The following is a 20,373-nucleotide window of genomic DNA, read 5'->3' as shown; positions in this document are numbered from 1 at the left end:
AGCCATGCCTGGACCCATTGTCGGAATTGACGTCGGCACCACCAAGGTGTGCACACTGATCGCCGAGCGCAACCCGGAGAACGGGCATTTGCGCGTCATCGGCGTCGGCGTGGCGCCATCGCGCGGGCTGCGCAAGGGCGTCGTCGTCAACGTGGAAGAGGCGGCCGCCGCCATCAGGGAAAGCAAGGAGAAGGCGGAGCGCTCGTCGGGCTACATGATCGAGGGCGCCTACGTCAGTGTGGCCGGCGACCACATCTCGTCGCTCAACAGCAAGGGCGTCGTGGCCGTCTCGCACGGCGGGCGCGCCATCACTGAGGAAGACGTGCAGCGCGCGCTCGAATCGGCGCGCGCCATCGCCATCCCTCCCAACCGCGAGGTGATCCACGTCATCCCGCGCGGCTTCACGCTCGACGGCGTGGACGGCGTGCGCGAACCGGTCGGGATGCAGTGCTTCCGCCTCGAAGTCGAGGCGCACATCGTGACCGCCGCCCAGCCGTCGATTCACAATCTGATTCACTGCGTCGAGATGGCCGGCGTGAACGTGAACGATCTCGTGCTGGAACCGCTGGCCTCCGGCGAAGCGGTGCTGCAGGACGCCGAGAAAGAGTCCGGCGTCATCATGGCCGATGTCGGCGGCGGCACCACCGACATCGCCATCTTTATCGACGGCAGCATCTGGCATTCGCAGGTGGTGCCGCTGGGCGGCTGGCAGTATACCAACGACCTTACCATTGGCCTGCGCGCGCCGTTCGCCGTGGCCGAGGCGCTGAAGGTGCAGTACGGCGCCACGAACCCGGAGCAGATCAACGCCGACGAAATGATCGACGTCGAGCGCTTCGGCGACAACGGTCACGCGCCGGTGCCGCGCCGCGAACTGGCCAACATCCTGCAGGCGCGCGCCGAGGAGATGTTCTCGCTGATCCTGAAAGAAGTCAAGCGCTCCGGCTACGACGGGCTGCTGCCGGCCGGCCTCGTGCTGACGGGCGGTGTGGCGCAGTTGCCTGGCCTGCGCGATCTCGGGCGCGACATACTCGGCGTGCCCGTGCGCGTCGGGGAACCGCATGACGTCGAGGGACTCAGCGACACCGTCATGTCGCCCGCGTATGCTACGGCCGTTGGTTTGCTGCTCTGGGGCCTCAACAAAGCGGCGCTGTCGACCCACGCGCAGGAGCATGAACCGCGCGGTCGCGTTGGCCGGGCACTCAACTGGCTGAAGAATGTGCTGCCACGCGCCGCCTGACTAGCCTGCGCAAGATGCATCGCACCAGTAGCACTTGTCTTTTATGCGGTCCTGACGTACAATTTGGGCACTTGTCCCTATATTGTGGTTTACACGCCGATTTGGCCACAATATGGGGAGTGAACTGGCTGGCAACCTTCTTACTATATTGGTGAAGGAGACACGTATGAGCACTCGCAGAGAGGCACAGCACGCGCCCACACCGCCGCAAAGCACGCCCGCGGCGGCCCAGCCTGCGTACGAAGGCAACTTCGCGCAGATCAAGGTGATCGGTGTCGGCGGCGGCGGCAGCAACGCCGTCAACCGTATGATCGAAGAGGGCTTGCCCGGCGTCGAGTTCATCACGGTGAACACCGACGCGCAGGCGCTGCTGCTGACCAAGGCGTCCAAGAAAGTCCGCATCGGCGACAAGCTGACGCGCGGCCTCGGCGCCGGCGGCGATCCGACGATCGGCATGAAGGCCGCCGAAGAATCGTCGGATGATCTGTATGACTCGGTGAAGGACGCCGACATGGTGTTCATCACCGCCGGGCTCGGCGGCGGCACCGGCACCGGCGCCGCGCCGATTGTCGCCAAACTGGCGCGCGAAAGCGGTGCGCTCACCATCGGCGTCGTCACGCGCCCGTTCAACTTCGAAGGCGCGCGCCGCCGCGCATCGGCCGAAGCCGGTCTCGAAGCGCTAAAGGAGCAGGTCGATTCGCTGATCGTGATTCCCAACGACCGCCTGCTTGAAATCGTGGACAAGCGCGCCTCGCTGCAGGCCGCCTTCCGCCTGGCCGACGACGTTCTGCACCAGGGCATCCAGGGCATCAGCGAGTTGATCACGGTGCCCGGCCTCATCACTCTGGACTTCGCCGACGTGCGCGCGATCATGCAAGAGCGTGGCACGGCGCTGATGGCCGTCGGCCACGGCACCGGTGAGTCGCGGGCGGTGGACGCCGCGCAGGCCGCTGTCCGTTCGCCGCTGCTCGACATGACGATCGACGGCGCGCGCGGTGTGCTGTTCAACGTCACGGGCGGCTCCGACCTGAGTCTGTTCGAGGTCAACGAGGCGGCCGAAATTATCCGCAGCATGACCGACCCGAACGTCAACATGATCTTCGGCGCGGTGATCGACCCGGCGTTGAAGGACGAAGTGCGCATCACGGTCATTGCCACCGGTTTTGACGGCGTGTCCAAGCGCGCTTCACACTCGACGGCGTCGCATGCGTTGCCCGTGTCGCTGCCGCCGCAGAGCCAGGCGCCCAGCGTGCCGGTGCCCGCGCCGGAGCGCGGCAAGATGAAACAGTTCCCGACGCCAAGCTTCGATCCGTCGGATCTGGACATCCCGGCGTTCCTGCGCCGGCGATAGCAGCCAACGGCGGCGCGCGGCGCCGCCCCGTCACAGCCAACCCTCTGTCTCCTTCAGCGGGCGCGCTCGTGCGCTGGTGAACGGCAGGCCGACGGCGTGGTCGGCCAGGCCGTTCAGCACGGGCGCGCCCAAGCTTTTTCCGGGCGAAGCAAAACAAAGCGCGCAGGAGCCAATGCTCCTGCGCGCCGTTTTGTCTTCGCGCAAATCGGGCTAGACATTCATCCTTTTTCGGAACCACTCGATCGTCCGCCCCAGACCCTCTTCGGCCGAAACGCCCGGCTCCCAGTTTAGCACCTGCCGCGCCTTCGTGATATCGGGCCGCCGCACCTGCGGGTCGTCCGTGCTGCGCATGTCTTTGAACACAATGCCGGCCGGGTTGCCCGACAGCCGGTTGATCAACTGCGCCGCCTCGATCATGCTGAGCTCGGTGTTCGGGTTACCGATATTGGTCGGCTCGTGTTCGTTCGACATCAGCAGCCGGTAGATGCCTTCCACCAGGTCATCGACGTAGGTGAATGACCGTGTCTGCTTGCCGTCGCCATACACCGTCAGCGGCTCGTGGCGCAGCGCCTGCCCGACGAAGTTCGGAATCACGCGGCCGTCGCTCAGCGCCATGCGCGGGCCATAGGTGTTGAAGATGCGCACGATGCGCGTGTCGAGCCCGTGGAAGCGGTGGTACGCCATCGTCATCGACTCGGCAAAACGCTTCGCCTCGTCGTACACGCCGCGCGGGCCGATCGGGTTTACGTTACCCCAGTACGTCTCCGGCTGGGGATGAATCTTCGGGTCGCCGTACACTTCCGACGTCGAGGCGAGGAAGTAGCGCGCCTTTTTCGCGCGCGCCAGGCCGAGCGTCTTGTGCGTGCCCAGCGCGCCGACCTTCAGCGTCTGAATCGGCAGCTCGAGATACGACGCCGGGCTGGCCGGCGACGCGAAGTGCATGACGACGTCGACCGGGCCGTCAATGTATATGTACTCCGTGACATCCTGCTTGATGAAACGGAAACGCTCATGCCCGGCCAGATGCGCGACGTTGTCGATGCTTCCCGTGATCAGGTTGTCCATGGCGACGACCGCATGCCCTTCCGCCAGGAACCGATCACACAGATGGGATCCGATAAACCCCGCGCCGCCGGTGATGACGATACGCATGAAAGATGCCCTCCAGACAGTTCAACCTTGATTCAGCCCCTCAATTATACAGGCACGCACGTCCGAGTGTGTAATCAATCGCCCGGCGGATGGCTGGCGATGGTGGCCAGCCCCAGCATGAGCACAAACGCCAGATCGACCAGGAAGAACGAATTGTCGATCAGCCCATGCGCCAGCGACGCCGCCATCGCCGCCATCCAGCCGAGCACCAGCGCGCGTGGTGTGCCGTCCGGCAGCGCGCGATAGCGCCGCCATGCCGCGCGCCAGAAGACGACGAGCAGGGCCGCCAGCAGCACCAACCCAGGCACGCCGAGCCGCGTCCAGAAATCGAGCAGGACGTTGTGTGGATGGCTCAACCCCGCCTCGGCAAAAGCGCCGGGCAGGATGTAGTGTGTGCGATACTGGTACAGGAAGTTGTCCGGCCCCACGCCGAGCAGCCAGTGATCACGCAGCATGGCCAAAGCGGCCTGCCACAACTGCACGCGAATGAACGTCGTGCCGCCCGTCAGGTCGAACAGCGATTGCAGGCGCGTGGTGCCCAGCACCGGCAATAGCGCCAGCGCCAGAGCCGCCAGCGCCGCGACCGCGCCGATCATGACGCGCCGTCCGCGCGCCAGGCCGATCAACAGCAGCGCGGCCGGCGCCGCCAGCAGCCACGCGCCGCGGGCGTACGTTAGATACAACGCGACCAGAAGCAGCACGCCACTTGCGGCATACACCAAGCGGCGCACCAGTCCGCCGCCCCCAAACAGCGCGAGCGCCAGCGCAACTGGAGCGGCCCGGTCGAGGTACAGGGCGAGGTTGTTCGGCGAGAAGTACACGCTGCGCGCGCGCATGACGCCCTCGGCCGCGATCAGATCGACATGCGTGAACCAGTCGCTGACCGCTTTGCCGGCGACCAGCGCCGCGCCGGCCAGAAACGCATCGGCCAACGGCGCGACCGCCGTGCCCGACCAGCGAATCAGCACATAGTACAGCGCCGGCTCAATGAACACGACGCGGAACTCGCGATTGGCGACGCCTGTGTTTTCGGCCACCAACACGCCCACCGCACCAGCAACAATCCACAGTAGCACGACTCGGTCGAGCGCCGCCGGGCGGTATGCGGCCACTGCAGCCCACAAAGCCTGCCATGACCAGGTATTTATGCGCGTGACCCGCTGCGCCACAAACGCCGCAACGCACAGCCCCAGCGCGATTTCGACCACCGCGTACGATCCGCCGACCAGTGCCTTCGGCTGAAGATAGAATGGAATTGCCAGCGCAACCAGCGCCAGCCCGGCATCCAGCCGCGCGCAGATCAGCACAAACAGCACGACGATCAGCGCAAAGGAGATCAGCACACTCGGCGACAGATAGAGCGCCGCGCCGAGCAGCAGTACCGCCGGAACCACAAAGCGTGCCGCCGGGCGCAGCAGGGGCGCGATGCGCAACGCCATGACGGCGGCCGGCGCAGCCGCGCGCCGCGCCAGCGACGCTGTCGGTGCGGATGTGGCGATCAACACAAGCAGCGCGCCGGCCAGCGCCGCCCCCCAGCGGACCAGGTTGTCGTCGCGCTCGCGCGCGACCGCCCAACCCGCAATCGACCACTGCCCCCACCCACCCTGCGGCACGATCTCGACCTGATGCTCGCCGTCCGGCAATCCGCTGGCCACGGTAACATCGACGGTCGCGCCAAGCGGATCATATAGCACGAGGTAGGCGCGCCCCTGCCCGTCGCGCGGCAACGCATTGGCCGGCCGGCCATCGACCGTGACGAACAGATCGCCTTCGTACATTCCTCTACGTACCGTCAGGTCAAAGCGGGTGCCGCGAAATGCAATGCGCGCAGGTGTTGCATCGCCCTGCGCGACATCGGCACCGCTCGCCGTGACACGCCATGACTGCGGGTAGGTCGCCGCCGGATCGTCCGGCGCGTGGCGTCCGACCGTTGCGTGCGGCGAACCGGCGGGTTGAGAGAGCGCAGTCAACAGCGCTGTCGGCGCGCCCGACGAATCGACGAGCGCGAAGCCGCGCCGTACATCGGATGCGCTTTCCGGCTGCCAGCGCGCCAGCATAAGCGGCCCGAGCCACGGCCACTCGTCGCGCGCGCGCTCGATCGCATCCAGCGTGCGCGTGCTCTGCCGCTCGGCGCTGTCGCCGCCATAGGGTGAGTCGGTTTCTCCTTTGACATACCAGCCAAAGGACGTGGCCCAGATCGCTTTGCCGCTATCGTTGTTGGCCGCCATCACGTCACGCAGAAGGATCAACCGCGAGAAGTTAAGCGTATCGCCCGAGACGCGGCGGTCGTCCGGGCCGCTCCAGAAGCCGAACGGCTCCGCCCCTAACACATCGAAGAAGTCGCGCGCGCCGGCGCGATACATCTGGCGCAGGAACGCCGGCTCGTTCAGGTTGAGCGGGCCGCTCTCCGTCGTCGGCGCCAGCGCCGCGCTGACGATCAACGCATCCGGATCCGCGTCGCGGATGTTGATAGCCGCTTCGCGCAGCAGCACGGCGTAGTCTGCCGGGTTCGGGAACCCGCCGCCCCAGCGCGCGGCGAGGTTGGGCTCGTCGCCGATCTGATAGGCGTCGACGCGGCCGCGAAGAGATATGGCGATGTCGCGCGCGCGCCGCCCTGCCTCGCGCCAGTCGTGGAAGTACAGATCACTATCGCCGCGAACGGCCGGCAGCGCCTCGGGTGAGGCCGGCAGCACGACGAGCACCCGCAGCCCTTGTGCGCGCACGCGGTCCAGCCACTCGGATGGCGGCGCACCGTTGACGCGCAGCCAGCGCACGCCAATCGCCTTGACGCGTTCGGCATCCGCCGCCGCAAACGTCGCGGAGTTGACATTGATGCCGAGCGAACGGTCGGAGTGTGCCACGGCTGGCGGCGGCCCCAACACCGCACCGCGCGGCGCGGTGACCGACGCGATAAGCCCACCCGCCCACCAGCCAGCCAGCAACGCAGCCAGCGCCAGCCAGATTCGCCAGTTGAGCCTTAGCGCCATCGCACCAGTGTCCCGCCGCCGTCGGTCGTCAATTGCTGCACGCCCTTGCCGCCGGTCTGTGTATCCGCCTGGTACAGGTTACCATCCTGAAGGACAACGACCCAGCGGCCGTCCGCCGACCAGGCCATCTGCGGGTTGGTCACACCGCGATCGCCCGTTGCCGGGAAGATGCGCACCTTGTTGCTGCCATCCACATCCATGATGAAGATATCATACTGGCCGTCGGCGCTCTGTTGCGGGTTGTGCGCCTGCCCGTACGCGATCCGATCCTGCCGCGACCACGCGGCATTGGACAACATGCCGGCCGCGGGCGCCAGCGGCGCGGCAAATGCGCCGCCCGGCTGAATCGCCCAGACGTCGAACGTTTCGGCGCGCTCGGGGTCGGTCGTGCCGGGTGGCGGCGCGTGCAGCGTCGCGAGGATGAGCCGGCCGTCCGGCGACCAGGTAACATCGGGCGTCCAGACCCAACCTGCGCGCGTCTGATACACCGGCAGCGCCTGCAATACCGTGCGGACGCCTGACGGCACGTCGACAAGCCCGATCTCGTCGGCGCTCGCATATACCACGCGCCGGCGGTCGGGTGAGAGCGCCCACGTCACGCCCCAGTAACCGTAAGCAAAGCCGGTCATCGGCGGCAGCAGCAACTTGCGGGTCTTGCTGATGGTGTCATACAGCCAGAGGTCGTTGTGCGCCTTCCAGCCCGGCGCGCCCACCGTGCGCTCGCCCGACGAGAAGATGATCTGCGTGCCGGTGATCCACTCGGCGAACAGCACGTTGTCCAGGCCGAGCGGCGCGGCCGCCTCGCCGAGAATCCGCGTGTCCACCGTCCAGAGCGAGTTGAGCGGCCCAACCGCGCCGACCGCGCCGCCGACGGTCGCGCCGCGCGTGAACAGCAGCCGCCCGCCGTCCGGGGCCACGGCGAACACGCGCCCGTCCAGGTCGCCCGAAAAAGTAAGCGGTCGCTTGGCGCCCGAAAAATCGCGCATGATCCAGGCGTTCGCATTGCTCGCGTAGAACAGCGTGCCGGTGACCGGCACACTCGTCAGTGTGCCTTTCGCGCCGACCAGCACGATCTCCTCGCGCGGGATCACCGTGGCCGCCTGCGACACCAGATCGCGCGAGATCTCCACACCGTTCTCGAAGATCGCTTTGTAGCGCAGCTCTTCGGTGCCGTTGACGCCCAACTGGAGCACGCGCGAGATGCCATCGGACAGCGCTTCGTCGCGCAGGACGGTACGCCGGAACGGCAGCAGGCGCGTTTCGACCTCGGTTTCTTCGCGGACGCGCGTGACGATGATGCGGGCGCTCCGCTCGGCCGGCTCGACCAGGTCGGGCGATACGCGATCAAGCGGCCCGAGCTGGACGCGCGCTTCCAGCAGCGCATCGGCCACGGTCACCGCCTGTGTCTGGCGCTGGATCTGCTTGCCGTCGACCTCGATCACAACATATTTTTCGACCGGGCGCGGTGCGCAGGCGAACAGCCAGGCGAAAATGCAAGCGAGCAGCAAGCCGGAGAGGGCGCCGCGCGCCCGACGCAGAGACATCGCGTTGTATTTGCTTACCGCGTCTAACGACGCAAATTCGTTGGCATTTCCGCGTATCCGGCTCAGATAACCATGTGCTGGTGGCATGTGCGAAATCTCTGGCACGACCCGTCTTGAACTCTCAATGCAGAGCTTACCGGGAGTGTCTCACCCCCCTCATCCCCTGGCCCCTTCTCCCCCGCGTTGCGGGGGAGAAGGGGCCAGGGGTGGGGTTGCTGATTTGAGTGAGTGTGCCTGGGGCGTCATCCCACGCGATCGAGCCGGTCAACTTATCGATCAACGCCCAAGCTGTGTACTGCCGGTTACGCACTCATGACAACTACCGAGCAAACAAGTACAACGCGCTTATATTACATGAAAACAGGCATAGAGGCGATTCCAATGCGCCTGATTTTTTGCCGCCTCGCTGAACCATGTTATAATCTTTCGTCGGAAAAGATAAGAACGTCATTATCCCGGCGCCATCCGGCCGCCGGATTACGAACAAAGCAGATCGAGGGACACATGGCAGACATCGTTTTGGCGGCCGAGCCGCGAACCATTATGGGCAAGCAGGTCAGTCAGTTGCGCCGCAAGGGCCTGGTGCCCGTGGTGCTCTACGGGCATCATCGCGAGCCGCAGGCGCTGCAGATCGAGGGCCGCGCCCTCCTGAAGACGCTGAAACAGGCCGGCGGTTTTCGGCTTGTCAAGCTCCAGATCGACGGCCAGCCGCACATGAGTCTCGCGCGCGACGTTCAGCAGCATCCGCTGACTCGCACTATCCTGCATGCTGACTTCCAGGAAGTCATCATGAGCGAGAAGATCACGCTCTCCGTACCGCTGCACTTTTCGGGTGATTCGTCCGCCGTCAAGGCCGGCCTCGGCATGATCCTGCGCTCGCGCGAATCGGTGCAGATCGAGGCGCTGCCTGCCGACTTGATCGACTCGATCACGGTCGACCTGGCGCAGTTGACCACGACCAACTTGGCCATTCACGTCAAGGATCTGAAGGTGCCGGAGACGGTGCGCATCATCACCGATGGCGGCGAGACCGTTACCCTGATCGTGGCGATGAAGGAAGAGACGCTGACTGAAGCCACCGAGGAGACCACCGCCGAGGTGGAGATCATCAAGAAGGAGAAGGTGGCTGAGGGTGAAGAAGAGGAAGGCGCCGAAGAGAAGAAATAGCATCGAACGGGGCGATCGCTGCGGGATCGCCCCATTCATGTTTATGCATTATCAAAAGTGGGGCGCACAGCCCCACTTTTGCTGTCTCTGCTTCGGATGGTATAATCGCGGCTGTCCCTGGAGGTTATCCGCTTCGTGTTCAATCCATTCAACGCACTGCTGGGGCTGTTCTCAGCAGACATCAGTATCGACCTCGGCACAGCAAACACCCTGGTTCTTGTGCGCGGCAAGGGCATCGTCATCAACGAGCCGTCCGTCGTCGCCATCGACAAGAAGTCCAAGCGGGTTCTCGCCATCGGGGCCGACGCCAAGAAGATGGTCGGCCGCACGCCGGCCAATATCGTGGCGATCCGGCCGCTGCGCGACGGCGTTATCTCCGATTTCGACATCACCGAGCAGATGCTGAAGCACTTCATCAAGAAAGTGCACACCAGCCGCCTGATGAGCCTGCCGCGCCCGCGCGTGGTGGTCGGCATCCCCAGCGGCGTCACCGAAGTGGAGCGCCGCGCCGTGCAGGATGCGACCATGAGCGCCGGCGCACGCGAAGCGTTTCTGATCGAAGAGCCGATGGCCGCCGCCATCGGCGCCGGGTTGCCCGTCACCGATGCGATCGGCAGCATGATCGTCGATATCGGCGGCGGCACGACCGAGGTCGCCGTATTGTCGCTCGGCGGCATCGTGGTGTCACGGTCCCTGCGCGTGGCCGGCGACGAGATGAACGAGGACATCGTCAGTTACGCGCGCCAGAAATATAACCTGCTCGTCGGCGAGCGCATGGCCGAGTCGATCAAGATGGCCATCGGCTCCGCCTACCCGCTGGAAGAAGAGCGGACGATGACGCTGCGCGGCCGCAACCTGATTACCGGCCTGCCCGAAGCGGTCGAGATTTCGACCGTCGAGGTGCGCGAGGCGCTGTCCGGCTCCGTGCAGACCATCGTCTCGGTGGTGCGCTCGGCGATTGACGACACCCCCCCGGAACTCGTATCCGACCTGATGGAGTCCGGCATCGCGCTGGCCGGCGGCGGCTCGATGCTGCTTGGCCTGGCCGAGCGGCTCAGCGAGGAAACCAAGATCCACGTCTTTGTCGCGGACGATCCGCTGACCTGCGTGGTGCGCGGCGGCGGCGCCGTGCTGCAGGACCTCGATCTGTACGCGAAGGTGCTGGCCGTGCCCGGGCGCCGCAGCCCCGCGGCCATGCGCTAGACCGCGCGCGGCGGTCGCCGGCCGCCCGGGTTCACGATGTCTCGCCTACGCTCGGAACCGCTCCTCTTCATCCTCTTGCTGGTTTCAGCCTTGCTGATATTCCTGCATCAACTGAACGTCTTGCGTCCGGCCGAAGACCTGCTGGCCGCGTTCTTCTCACCGCTGCAAGGCGTCACCAGCGGCGCGTGGCGCGTCATCGAGGGCCCGTTCGCCGGCTTCCGCGACGCCGCCGAGTGGCGGCAACGCTTCGAGGAACGCCAGGCCATGATCGACCAGTTGCTGGTCGACAACACCCAGCTCCGCGAAAAAGAGCAGGAAAACGAAACGCTGCGCGAGATGCTCGGTTTCAAGCAGGCCAACCAGAACTACCGGTTGATGGCCGCCGATGTGATCGGCCGCGACCCCAACCCGCTGATTCGCTTCATCGTCATTGACCGCGGCTCGGCCGACGGCGTCGGCAAAGGCATGCCGGTGGTGACGGCGCGCGGACTGATCGGCCAGGTGCGCGAGGTGGCCGTCAAATCATCGAAAGTCATGCTGATTACCGATCTGGCCAGCTCGGTCAACGCGCGGGCGCAGGAATCGCGCGCGAGCGGCGTCGTGCAGGGCACGGTCGGCGGCGGGCTGGTCTTGCAGTTCGTGCCGCAAGGCGAGAAGCTGTCCAACGGCTACATCGTCCTCACGTCCGGCCTCGGCGGCCATTTCCCGAAGGGCCTGGTCATCGGCCAGGTGCAGTCGATTCGCGGCCAGGATGTGGATGCGTTTCAGACGGCCGACATTCGCCCGTCGGTCGATTTCCAGGCGATCGAATCGGTCTTCGTGATCATCAACTTCCCGGCCGAATGACGCGCGCTTTCGGACGCATCGGATCATGAGCCTCTACGCGGCGGTCGCCCTGCTGGGACTGCTGGCCATCTTGCAGTCCTCCATCCTGACGCGGGTCGACCCCAGCACATTGCACCCCGACGTCATGCTGCTGACCATCGTCGCATGGGCATTGCAGCGCGGCTCGCGCGAAGGTCTGGTCTGGGGCTTCTTCGGCGGGCTGGCGCTCGATGTGGTCTCCGGCGTGCCGCTCGGACTGAACGCGCTGGTGTTGACCGCGGCCGGCTACCTCGCGGGTCTCGGCGAGGCGCGCGTATTCCGCACGAACTTCGTCCTGCCGGTGCTCATCATCGCAGCGCTGACCGTCGTCGTCTTTGCCGCCCACTGCGCGTATCTGCTCCTGAGCGGAAACGCGCTGGCGCTCGATAGCGCCATCATCTCCATCCTGGCCCCGTCCCTGGTGCTCAACCTGATCGCCAGCCCGCTGGTGTTCCGGCCCATTCGCTGGTTGAGCCGCTCCTACGGGCGCGAGCAACTGCGGTGGTAAACGATCGCCCCGCCCTCGCCCCGATGCGCCGGTGGCGTGATCCGCTGGCGGTGGCCGCACTGCTGCTCGTCGGCCTGCACCCGTTCTCGTACACCTCGCTGGCCGCATCGTTCGACGGGCTGCTGCACCTCTACCGGCTGGTCGAGCTCGATCATCTGCTGCGGCAGGGCGAATGGTACCCGCGCTGGGCGCCCGACTTCGTCTTCGGCTTTGGATACCCGATCTTCAATTTCTACGCGCCGCTCGCCTATTACCTGAGCGCGCTGGTGCACGCGTTCGGCGTGACGTATGCGGACACGGCAACGCTGTTCTTCATCGCGTGCACGCTGGCCGGCGCGTGGGCGATGTACGCGCTCGCGCTCAACCTGAGCGGCAGCCGGCACGGCGCGCTCGTCGCTGCCCTCGCCTACGGCTACGCGCCGACACACATCTACGACAACTTCTACCGCAGCGCGTGGGGCACCGTGCTGGCCTTTGCGCTCGCGCCGTTTCTGTTGTGGGCGCTGCACCGCTGGCATTGCGAGGGCCATCTGCGGCATCTGGTCGCGGCAACGCTCGGCGCCGCCGCACTCATGCTGGCCCATAACGTCTCGGCGCTCCTGTTGATGCCGGTCGCCGGGACGGCCGCGGTGTCGTACGTGGTCTTCGCCCCGTCGGAAGCGGTTCGCATTCGCCTGCTTCGGGCAGCGGGCGCCGTAGGCGCACTCGCTGTCGGGCTTGGCCTCTCCGCCTTCTTCTGGTTGCCCGCCATTTCCGAGACGGCGTATGTGCAGACATGGCGATTGGTGATTCCGCCCGACTTCGATTTTCGCACGCACTTCTTGAGTGTGGCCGACTGGTTCGCGTGGCCCGCGCCGGCCGAGATCGGGCGCATCAATCCCGATCTGGTCAACACGCTCGGCCCCGTGCAGTGCCTGCTGGCGGTGGCGGGCATGGGCCTGCTGCTCCGGCATAGCGTAATGTCTCGCCAGCGCGCAACGCCTTTGGGCGCGTTTCTTTTCATCGCGCTCTTTCTCGCCGGCTCGCTCTGGATGACGCTGCCATCTTCACTCGCTGTATGGGAGGGCATTGCGTTGCTGCCGTCGCTCCAGTTCCCGCACCGGTTCCTGACCATCGCCGCACTTAGCGCACCGCTGCTCGGCGCGTTTGCGCTTGCGCAGGCGCCGCTGCGCTGGCGCGGCGCAACGGCCGCGACGGTCATTGTCGCACTAGTGCTGTCGGCGCTGCCATTCCTGTATCCGCGCCCACAGCCGGCCACGAACCCCGAGCCCGGTCTGGCCGATATGCTGGCACATGAGCACCGCACCGGCGCGCTGGGCACGACCGCCAGCGGCGAGTATCTGCCCGTCTGGGTCAAGTTCGTTCCGCGCAACTCGGCATTTGAGGAAGCGATCGCAAACGGCGAAAACCCGCAGCGCTTCGAGTCGCGCTCGCTGCCGGCCGGCAGCAAGGTGTTGTCACAGCAAGTCTCGGCGCTGGCGTCGGCGCTCACAATCAGCGCGACACAGCCGTTTACGGCAACCTTCCGGCAGTTCTTCTTTCCCGGCTGGCAGGCGTATATCGACGACCAGCCAGTGGTCACCACAGCGAGCGAAGGTCAGGGCTTGACCGTGGTTGCGGTGCCTTCCGGCACACATACCGTCACGCTGCGCTTCACGTCTACGGCCGTTCGCGATGCGGCCGCAGGTCTCTCGATGGTGACTGCACTGCTGTCTGCTCTGTTCCTCGCGACTATGGCCGTCTTGCGCAGATCGCGTGCGTCGAAGGCAACGACCACGGCGAATGAATCTGGATCAACTCGTCGATTTGACGAATTACCAGGCCCCGAGTTCTTCGCGGCCCTCGGCATTGTGCTGTTTGTGTTCAAGATTGGCATTGTCGACCGCGCCAACACGCCGTTCCGCGTGGCCTTTGACGGTTTACATATACATACGCTACAATATCCTAAACCTGTATCCTCATCCTGCCAAGCTAGACGGCGGAATCACATGGCTCGGCTACTCTCTGGCCACAGACCGGGTCGAATCCGGTGGGTCAGTTGATCTGACGCTCTACTGGAAGGCCAGCCGTGAAATCCCGACTGTATATTCGGCATTTGCGCAGGTCGTGGATGAGCGGTCAAATCTGTACGCGCAGAAAGATAACCTGCATCCGGGTGGCGCGCCCACAACGACGTGGCGCGAAGGCGAGTTCAACGTCGACCGGCATTTGATCGACATACCGCCCGGGACGCCGCCGGGCGACTACTGGCTCTCGGTCGGCCTTTACGATCCGCACAACGGAGCACGGCTTTTGCGCGCGGAGCCGCCCGCCGGAGAACCGCCCGACCAGATGCGCATCGGACCGCTGCATATCGTCGCGGCAGGCAACCCGGCGTCGCTCGCCGCCCTGAACATTCAGCATCCGGCGGAGCGTGCGTACCCGACCGGCCTGCGACTGCTGGGCTACTCGCTGGACAAAGAGCGCCTGCCCGCCAATGACTTTCTGCGCGTTGCGCTATTCTGGCAAGCTGATCGCGTGCCATTGCCGGATACGCACATGGCACTTCGCCTGATCGATGCGCAGGGCCGCGAAGCCGGCGCGCAGACAGGCGCGCCATCCAACGACCGGTATGCGGCCACGGCGTGGTCCGCCGGCGAGCGCGTGCGCGACAACCGGGCGCTCTGGTGCCCGGGCACGCTGGCCGCGGGCGCATACCGGCTGCAACTGCGCGTCGACGGCGACACCGAATGGATCGATCTGGCGACGGTGACCAAGCCGTGATGCACCACAACGCCGCACCAGCGCAGGCGCGGCGATGCGATTTTAGGCGCGGGGACCGCGCTCCTTTTCACTAACGAATGAAATTTGCTGTTTTTCGGCTGATCATCCTTGTCGCATTCGGGACGATCGCCTTCCAACTCTTCACCATACAGATCAGTAACGGCGAGCAGTACCGCCGTTTGGCTGAGAACAACCGTTACCGGCTGCTGTCGGAGAACGCGCCGCGTGGCGTCATCTACGATCGCAACGGCGCGATCCTCGCGCGCAACACGCCGACGTATGCGGTGGCCGTCGTGCCGGCCGATCTGCCGGAAGACAAGATGCAGTTGGCCGCGCTCTATGGGACGCTCTCGCAGATGCTGAAGATTCCCGTCAGCACGAAGGCCGCAACCAAGCCGGCCAACGGCTCCCTGCAACCGCCGACCGGGCCCGGCATCCCCAAGGGCATCGAGGAGATCGTTGAGGAGAACAGGTACAACCCTTTTGGTTACGTCGTGATCAAGCCGAATGTCGAACGGGAGATCGCGAACGTCATTGAGGAGATGCGCGTCGACCTGCCGGGCGTTTACATTGTGCGCGAGCCGTCGCGGCAGTACCCCTTCAAGGAAAACATCGCGCACGTGCTCGGGTACACGGGCGGCATCCCGTCCGACCTGTACAAGCAGTTCCAGGATCGCGGCTACGAGATCAACGACCAGATCGGCCTGAGCGGCGTCGAGACCATGTTCGAGGACGATCTGCGCGGCGGCAAAGGCCGGCGGCTCGTCGAAGTGGACGCCAACGGCCGCGAGGTGCGCGTGCTCGCCGAGCAGAAGGCGGCGCCCGGCAAGAATCTCGTGCTGACCATCGACAGCTATCTGCAGAATGCGGCGGTCGAAGCGTTGAAGACCGGTCTGAAGAAGTCCAAAGCCAAAGCCGGTTCGCTGATCGCGATGAATCCGAATACCGGCGAAATCCTCGCCATGGTGTCGCTGCCGAGCTATGACGACAACCTGTTCACCGGCGGCATCGGCGGCGACGACTATGCCGCGTTGATCAACAACCCCGATCTGCCGCTGTTCAACCGCGCCATCAGCGGCGAGTACCCGCTTGGATCGGTCTTCAAGATCGTGCCGGCCTCCGCGGCGCTGCAGGAAGGCGTCGTCGATCGCACAACCGGCATCGTGGATTCCGGTGTGATCTGGGTGCCCAACAAGTTCTACCCCAATGAGCCGCGTCTGGCGCAGCCGTTTTACGGCTGGTCGCGGCAGGGGCTGGGCTTGATGAATGTGGTGAGCGCGCTGGCCTGGTCGTCGGACATCTTCTTCTATGAAGTCAGCGGCGGCTTCACGCCGGATAACTTTGACGGCCTCGGCGAAAAACGGCTGGCAAGCTACGCTCTCAGTTTCGGCTTCGGCGATCGCACGGGTCTCGGCATACCGGGCGAGGCGCGCGGTCTGGTGCCGACCGACCGCTGGAAGCGCCTCACCTACGCGCAAGGCTGGGTGACGGGCGACACATACAACATGGGCATCGGCCAGGGGTTCCTGCTGGGGACGCCGCTGCAGCTGCTCAACGCCACGGCGGCCGTGGTGAACGGCGGCACGCTCTACAAGCCGCAGATTGCGCGCGCGGTGCTCGACACCGATTCGCGTATCCTGCGCCAGTTTGACCCGACGGTGATCCGCCGTGTGTCCGTCTCGCCGGACAACCTCGCCATCGTGCGCGAAGGCTTGCGCGCGGTGGTGACGAGCGGCACCGCGACGTCGATCAACTTCGCCGCCGTGCCGGTGGCCGGCAAGACCGGCACCGCCGAGTTTCCCGGCCCGCGCGACCGCTACGGCCGCCTGCCGACGCACGCCTGGTTCACGGCGTTCGCTCCGTTCGATAACCCGCAGATCGTGCTCGTCGCGTTCGTCGAGAACGGCGGCGAAGGTTCGCAGACGGCGGTACCAATCGCGGGCGATTTTCTGAAAGCGTACTTCCATTTGCCGCCCGATACGCCGCTGGCGCCCGACGTCGTGCTTCCGAGCAGCGCGGTGCTGAACCAGACCAAACCGGCTGGCGCGGGCGGCGAGTCGCCACAGGCCGGCGCGATCGTGCCGCGCAAACCGGCGGACGCGCCGCGCGTCTTCTCGACCCGCATCCTCGCGCAGGAAAGCTGGACGCTGTCCACGGCCGGAGTGTTTGGCTGGGTACGCGACCGCGCCGGCCGCCCGATGGCCGGCGTGACGCTGAAGATCGACGGCGGCGGCTATGCGGAAGTGCGGGTCGCCACCGACGCCACCGGCTGGTTTAAGTACGATCTAATGCGCCCCAATGTAGCGCGCGATTGGCACGTGGCCATCGATGGCGTCGAGAGCGCCGACGTACTGACGCTGCAAATTCAGCCGGGCGTGAAATACACGGTGCTGTTCCAGGAGCAGTGAGCCGCGATCCTATGACTCAATCCGCGATGCGCAGCGAAACGTCCCTCGTGGCTATCAAGGGCACCAAGCACGGCCTGACGGTGACCTTGCTCAACGGGCCGGTGCCGGACATGCTGGCCGAGCTTGATGACCGGCTGACGCGCACGGCGGCGTTCTTTAAGGGCGCACAGGTCACGCTCAACGTCGAGAATCCAGGCATCGGTGCGCCACAACTCGGCGACATCGAAGCGCTGCTGTCGCGGCACCAGATCACGCTGCGCCGGCTGTCCGCGTCGAGCCCCGAACTGGCGGCGGCCGCGGCGGCGCACGGCCTGGAGCTCGTCGCGCCGGAATCCCCGGAACCGCGCAACAGCTCTCCGGCGCTGGCGCGAGTGCGGGCGGTGCGGGCCGGCATGGCGGAGAGCGACGTGGTCGATGCCGATGCGAGCTACCCCGCCATAGTCCTGCGGCGCACGGTGCGCTCCGGCACCGCGGTGCGGCATGAGGGACACATCATTGTTGTCGGCGACGTCAATCCGGGCGCGGAGTTGATCGCGAGCGGCGATGTCATCGTGTGGGGCAAACTGCGCGGGCTGGTGCACGCTGGCGCGCTGGGCGATACCGACGCGATTGTCTGCGCGCTGCACCTGGAGCCGACCCAGTTGCGCATCGCCAATACCATCGCCCGGATGCCCGACCGCAAGAAACGCAAGCCCGCGCCCGAAACGGCCGGGATTCGTGACGGCAAAATCGAAATCACCGAGTGGAGCTAGGCACGCCCGGCTCCCAAAACGAACCCACAGGAGACCACTATGAAGATCGTCGTCATTGGCACCGGACTGATGGGCCCCGCGTCGGCGTACATAGCGATGTCCGACCCGGCGGTCAGCGAGGTCGGCGTGTTCGACATGAACCAGGCGCAGATCGACACCTGCCTGCGCACGCTGGCCGGCAAGCCCGGCGCGAACAAGCTGAAGTCAATCGTGCAGGATTTGCGTGACGAGGCCGCCTCGGCCGCGATCCTCGCCGGCTACGATGCCGCCGTCGCCGCGCTGCCCGCCGCGGCGACCATCCTGGCCATTCGCGCCGCGGCGCGCGCGCGCAAGCCGCTGATCGACCTGACCTGGCCGATGCCAGACGCGTTGAGCGAGGCGAAGAAGCTGCTGGAAGCGTCGGGCACGCTGTATATTCCCGGCTGCGGCGTCGAGCCCGGCCTGACCGAAATCATGGCCCGCTACCTGGCCGAGAAGCTCGACCGCGTGGACGAACTGCACATCAAGTGCGGCGGCATCCCGGACAAGCCCGAGCCGCCGATGGGCTACAAGATCGTGTTCGGCGGCAAGCAGATGCCGCTGCGCGACACGGACACGCAGTATGTCGAGAACGGCGCGCTCAAGAGCGTGGCCCGCTACTCCGGCGTCGAGGACGTCTGGTTCGACGGCGTCGGCGCCTGCGAGGCATGGCATGAAGGCTTCATGCCGTGGCTGCTCGAGTTGGACGCGCTCAAGAATCTGCGGCTCGGCACGCAGAAGACGGTGCGCTGGCCGGGCTACGCCGCCAAGGCAACCATGCTCAAGGAGCTCGGCCTGCTCAGCCTCAATCCCGTCACGGTGGACGGCGTACAGGTCGCGCCGAAAAAGGTGGTGGACGCCGTGCTGTACCCGAAGGTGCGACTGGCCGAAAACGAGCGCGACATCACGCTCTTCCGGGTCGAGGCGTGCGGCGCAAAGAACGGCGCGCCGTGCGGCTATGGCCTCGAATCGGTGGACCGCTACGACGAGAAACTCGGCTTTACGTCGATGGCGCGCACGACGGCGTTCACCGCCGCCATCGTCGCCCGCATGGTGGCGCGCGGCGAGGTCAAGGGCCGCGGCGTCGTGACGCCGGAGAAGCTGATTGCCGGTGCGGCGTTCGACCGGCTCGTAGCGGAACTGGCCGCCGCCGGTGTCACGTTCAGCCTGACGACCGAGCAGACCGGCGCGATCGCCTAGGATAACGAGCGGGGGCCTTGCCTTGCGCTGCGCAGGGCAAGCCCCGCTTCAACCGGAATGCGCGCAACCGGCGCGCCACACGCTCGACAAGGACACCAGACATGATCGGACGCGTCATCACGATTACATCCGGCAAGGGCGGCGTCGGTAAGACAACCACGACCGCCAACCTGGGCGTGGCGCTGGCCCTGCAAGGGAAGAAAGTCGTCTGCCTCGACGCCGATATCGGCCTGCGCAACCTCGACGTTGTGATGGGCCTCGAGAACCGCATCGTGTACGACATTGTCGATGTGGTCGAGGGGCGCGCGCGGCTGCGCCAGGCGATGATCAAAGACAAGCGCATGCCGGAATTGTACCTCATCCCGGCCGCGCAGACACGCGACAAGTCTGCGGTCAATCCGGACCAGATGCGCACGCTGTGCGCCGAGTTGAAGAAAGAGCACGACTTCGTGCTCATCGACTCGCCGGCCGGCATCGAACAGGGTTTTCGCAACGCCATTGCCGGCGCCGATGAGATCCTGATTGTCACGACGCCGGAGGTATCGGCGGTGCGCGATGCCGACCGGATCATCGGGCTGGTGGAGGCCGCGGAGAAGGGCGAGCCGCGGCTGATCATCAACCGCCTGCGGCCGGCGATGGTCAAGCGCGGCGACATGCTCAGCGTCGAAGACGTGCTTGAAGTGCTCGCCATCAACCTGGTTGGCGTCGTGCCCGACGACGAAGCGATCATCGTCACGACCAACCGCGGCCAGCCCGCTGCGATGGACAACCAATCGCAGGCCGGGCAATCATACCGGAACATCGCGGCCCGCCTGATGGGCCAGGATGTGCCGCTCATGATCCTGAAGAACGACGACGGCCTCTGGAACCGGCTGGGGCGGATGCTGCGCCCTCGCGGCAATTGACGAGCGCCAAGGGAGCCTTATGAACATCCTCGACCGTCTTTTCGGACGCCGCGAGCCGTCCAGCAGCGCAATCGCCAAAGAGCGTCTGCAACTCGTGCTGGTGCACGACCGGGTCAAGCTGTCACCGGAGCTGATGGAGACCCTGAAGAGCGAGATCATCGCCGTGATCTCCAGGCACGTCACCATCGACGAGCAGTCGATGGAAATCAAACTGACCAGCGGGCGCGGCTATCAGAAGCTGACGGCGGACATCCCGATCGTCGGCCCGCGCGATGCTGCGCCGAAACGCAAACGCAAATAACGAGAGACGC

General features: G+C 65.6%; 16 protein-coding genes. 13 read left to right on the top strand and 3 right to left on the bottom strand.

The annotated features are described in order from the left end of the window. Positions 1–4: 4 nt before the first annotated feature. The gene (gene ftsA / locus HZB53_14970) at positions 5–1,240 is read left to right on the top strand and encodes a cell division protein FtsA (GenBank protein MBI5878950.1); all 1,236 of its coding nucleotides are present in this window, start codon (positions 5–7) and stop codon (positions 1,238–1,240) included. Between the two features lie 166 nt (positions 1,241–1,406). Beyond that, positions 1,407–2,591, top strand: coding sequence for a cell division protein FtsZ (ftsZ, locus tag HZB53_14965; GenBank protein MBI5878949.1), 1,185 nt, complete (start codon positions 1,407–1,409; stop codon positions 2,589–2,591). Between the two features lie 210 nt (positions 2,592–2,801). Here ftsZ and HZB53_14960 read toward each other — a convergent pair whose 3' ends face one another. The 3 genes from HZB53_14960 to HZB53_14950 all read right to left on the bottom strand — a co-directional run bounded on the left by HZB53_14960 (position 2,802) and on the right by HZB53_14950 (position 8,274). Continuing rightward, entirely contained in the window at positions 2,802–3,743 is a 942-nt protein-coding gene (locus HZB53_14960) for an SDR family oxidoreductase (GenBank protein ID MBI5878948.1), read from the bottom strand. A 74-nt stretch (positions 3,744–3,817) separates the two neighbouring features. Further along, entirely contained in the window at positions 3,818–6,730 is a 2,913-nt protein-coding gene (locus tag HZB53_14955) for an O-antigen ligase family protein (GenBank protein MBI5878947.1), read from the bottom strand. Then, a complete protein-coding gene (locus HZB53_14950; GenBank protein MBI5878946.1) occupies positions 6,721–8,274 on the bottom strand; it encodes a G5 domain-containing protein in 1,554 nt (517 codons plus the stop codon). Before HZB53_14950 ends, HZB53_14955 begins: the two co-directional genes overlap by 10 nt. A gap of 504 nt (positions 8,275–8,778) precedes the next feature. Between HZB53_14950 and HZB53_14945 the strand changes: the two genes are divergently transcribed. The 11 genes from HZB53_14945 (at position 8,779) to minE (ending at position 20,363) form a co-directional block, all read left to right on the top strand. After that, on the top strand, positions 8,779–9,441 hold the full coding sequence (locus HZB53_14945) for a 50S ribosomal protein L25 (protein MBI5878945.1): 663 nt from the start codon (positions 8,779–8,781) through the stop codon (positions 9,439–9,441). A 156-nt stretch (positions 9,442–9,597) separates the two neighbouring features. Beyond that, on the top strand, positions 9,598–10,644 hold the full coding sequence (locus HZB53_14940; protein ID MBI5878944.1) for a rod shape-determining protein: 1,047 nt from the start codon (positions 9,598–9,600) through the stop codon (positions 10,642–10,644). A gap of 36 nt (positions 10,645–10,680) precedes the next feature. Continuing rightward, on the top strand, positions 10,681–11,490 hold the full coding sequence (gene mreC / locus HZB53_14935; protein ID MBI5878943.1) for a rod shape-determining protein MreC: 810 nt from the start codon (positions 10,681–10,683) through the stop codon (positions 11,488–11,490). A gap of 25 nt (positions 11,491–11,515) precedes the next feature. Further along, on the top strand, positions 11,516–12,016 hold the full coding sequence (gene mreD / locus HZB53_14930) for a rod shape-determining protein MreD (protein ID MBI5878942.1): 501 nt from the start codon (positions 11,516–11,518) through the stop codon (positions 12,014–12,016). Further along, positions 12,010–14,058 carry a hypothetical protein gene (locus tag HZB53_14925; protein ID MBI5878941.1) on the top strand — a complete coding sequence of 683 codons (2,049 nt, stop codon included), beginning with the start codon at positions 12,010–12,012 and terminating at the stop codon, positions 14,056–14,058. The genes mreD and HZB53_14925 overlap by 7 nt, the downstream gene beginning before the upstream one ends. A 64-nt stretch (positions 14,059–14,122) precedes the next feature. Continuing rightward, positions 14,123–14,779 (top strand): hypothetical protein, encoded by a 657-nt coding sequence (locus tag HZB53_14920; GenBank protein MBI5878940.1) that lies wholly within the window; start codon positions 14,123–14,125, stop codon positions 14,777–14,779. A gap of 77 nt (positions 14,780–14,856) precedes the next feature. Further along, on the top strand, positions 14,857–17,187 hold the full coding sequence (gene mrdA, locus HZB53_14915; protein MBI5878939.1) for a penicillin-binding protein 2: 2,331 nt from the start codon (positions 14,857–14,859) through the stop codon (positions 17,185–17,187). Positions 17,188–17,198: 11 nt separating this feature from the next. Beyond that, positions 17,199–17,939 (top strand): septum site-determining protein MinC, encoded by a 741-nt coding sequence (gene minC / locus HZB53_14910; protein MBI5878938.1) that lies wholly within the window; start codon positions 17,199–17,201, stop codon positions 17,937–17,939. A gap of 39 nt (positions 17,940–17,978) precedes the next feature. Continuing rightward, the gene (locus HZB53_14905) at positions 17,979–19,157 is read left to right on the top strand and encodes a hypothetical protein (protein MBI5878937.1); all 1,179 of its coding nucleotides are present in this window, start codon (positions 17,979–17,981) and stop codon (positions 19,155–19,157) included. A 104-nt stretch (positions 19,158–19,261) separates the two neighbouring features. Beyond that, positions 19,262–20,062, top strand: coding sequence for a septum site-determining protein MinD (minD, locus tag HZB53_14900; protein ID MBI5878936.1), 801 nt, complete (start codon positions 19,262–19,264; stop codon positions 20,060–20,062). 19 nt (positions 20,063–20,081) lie between these two features. Further along, positions 20,082–20,363, top strand: coding sequence for a cell division topological specificity factor MinE (minE, locus tag HZB53_14895; protein ID MBI5878935.1), 282 nt, complete (start codon positions 20,082–20,084; stop codon positions 20,361–20,363). Positions 20,364–20,373 lie beyond the last annotated feature (10 nt).

The organism is Chloroflexota bacterium, from assembly GCA_016235055.1.
GTDB lineage: Bacteria > Chloroflexota > Anaerolineae > JACRMK01 > JACRMK01 > JACRMK01.
Note: the sequence above shows the minus strand (reverse complement) of the source record. Positions and strands in the feature narration are given on the sequence as shown.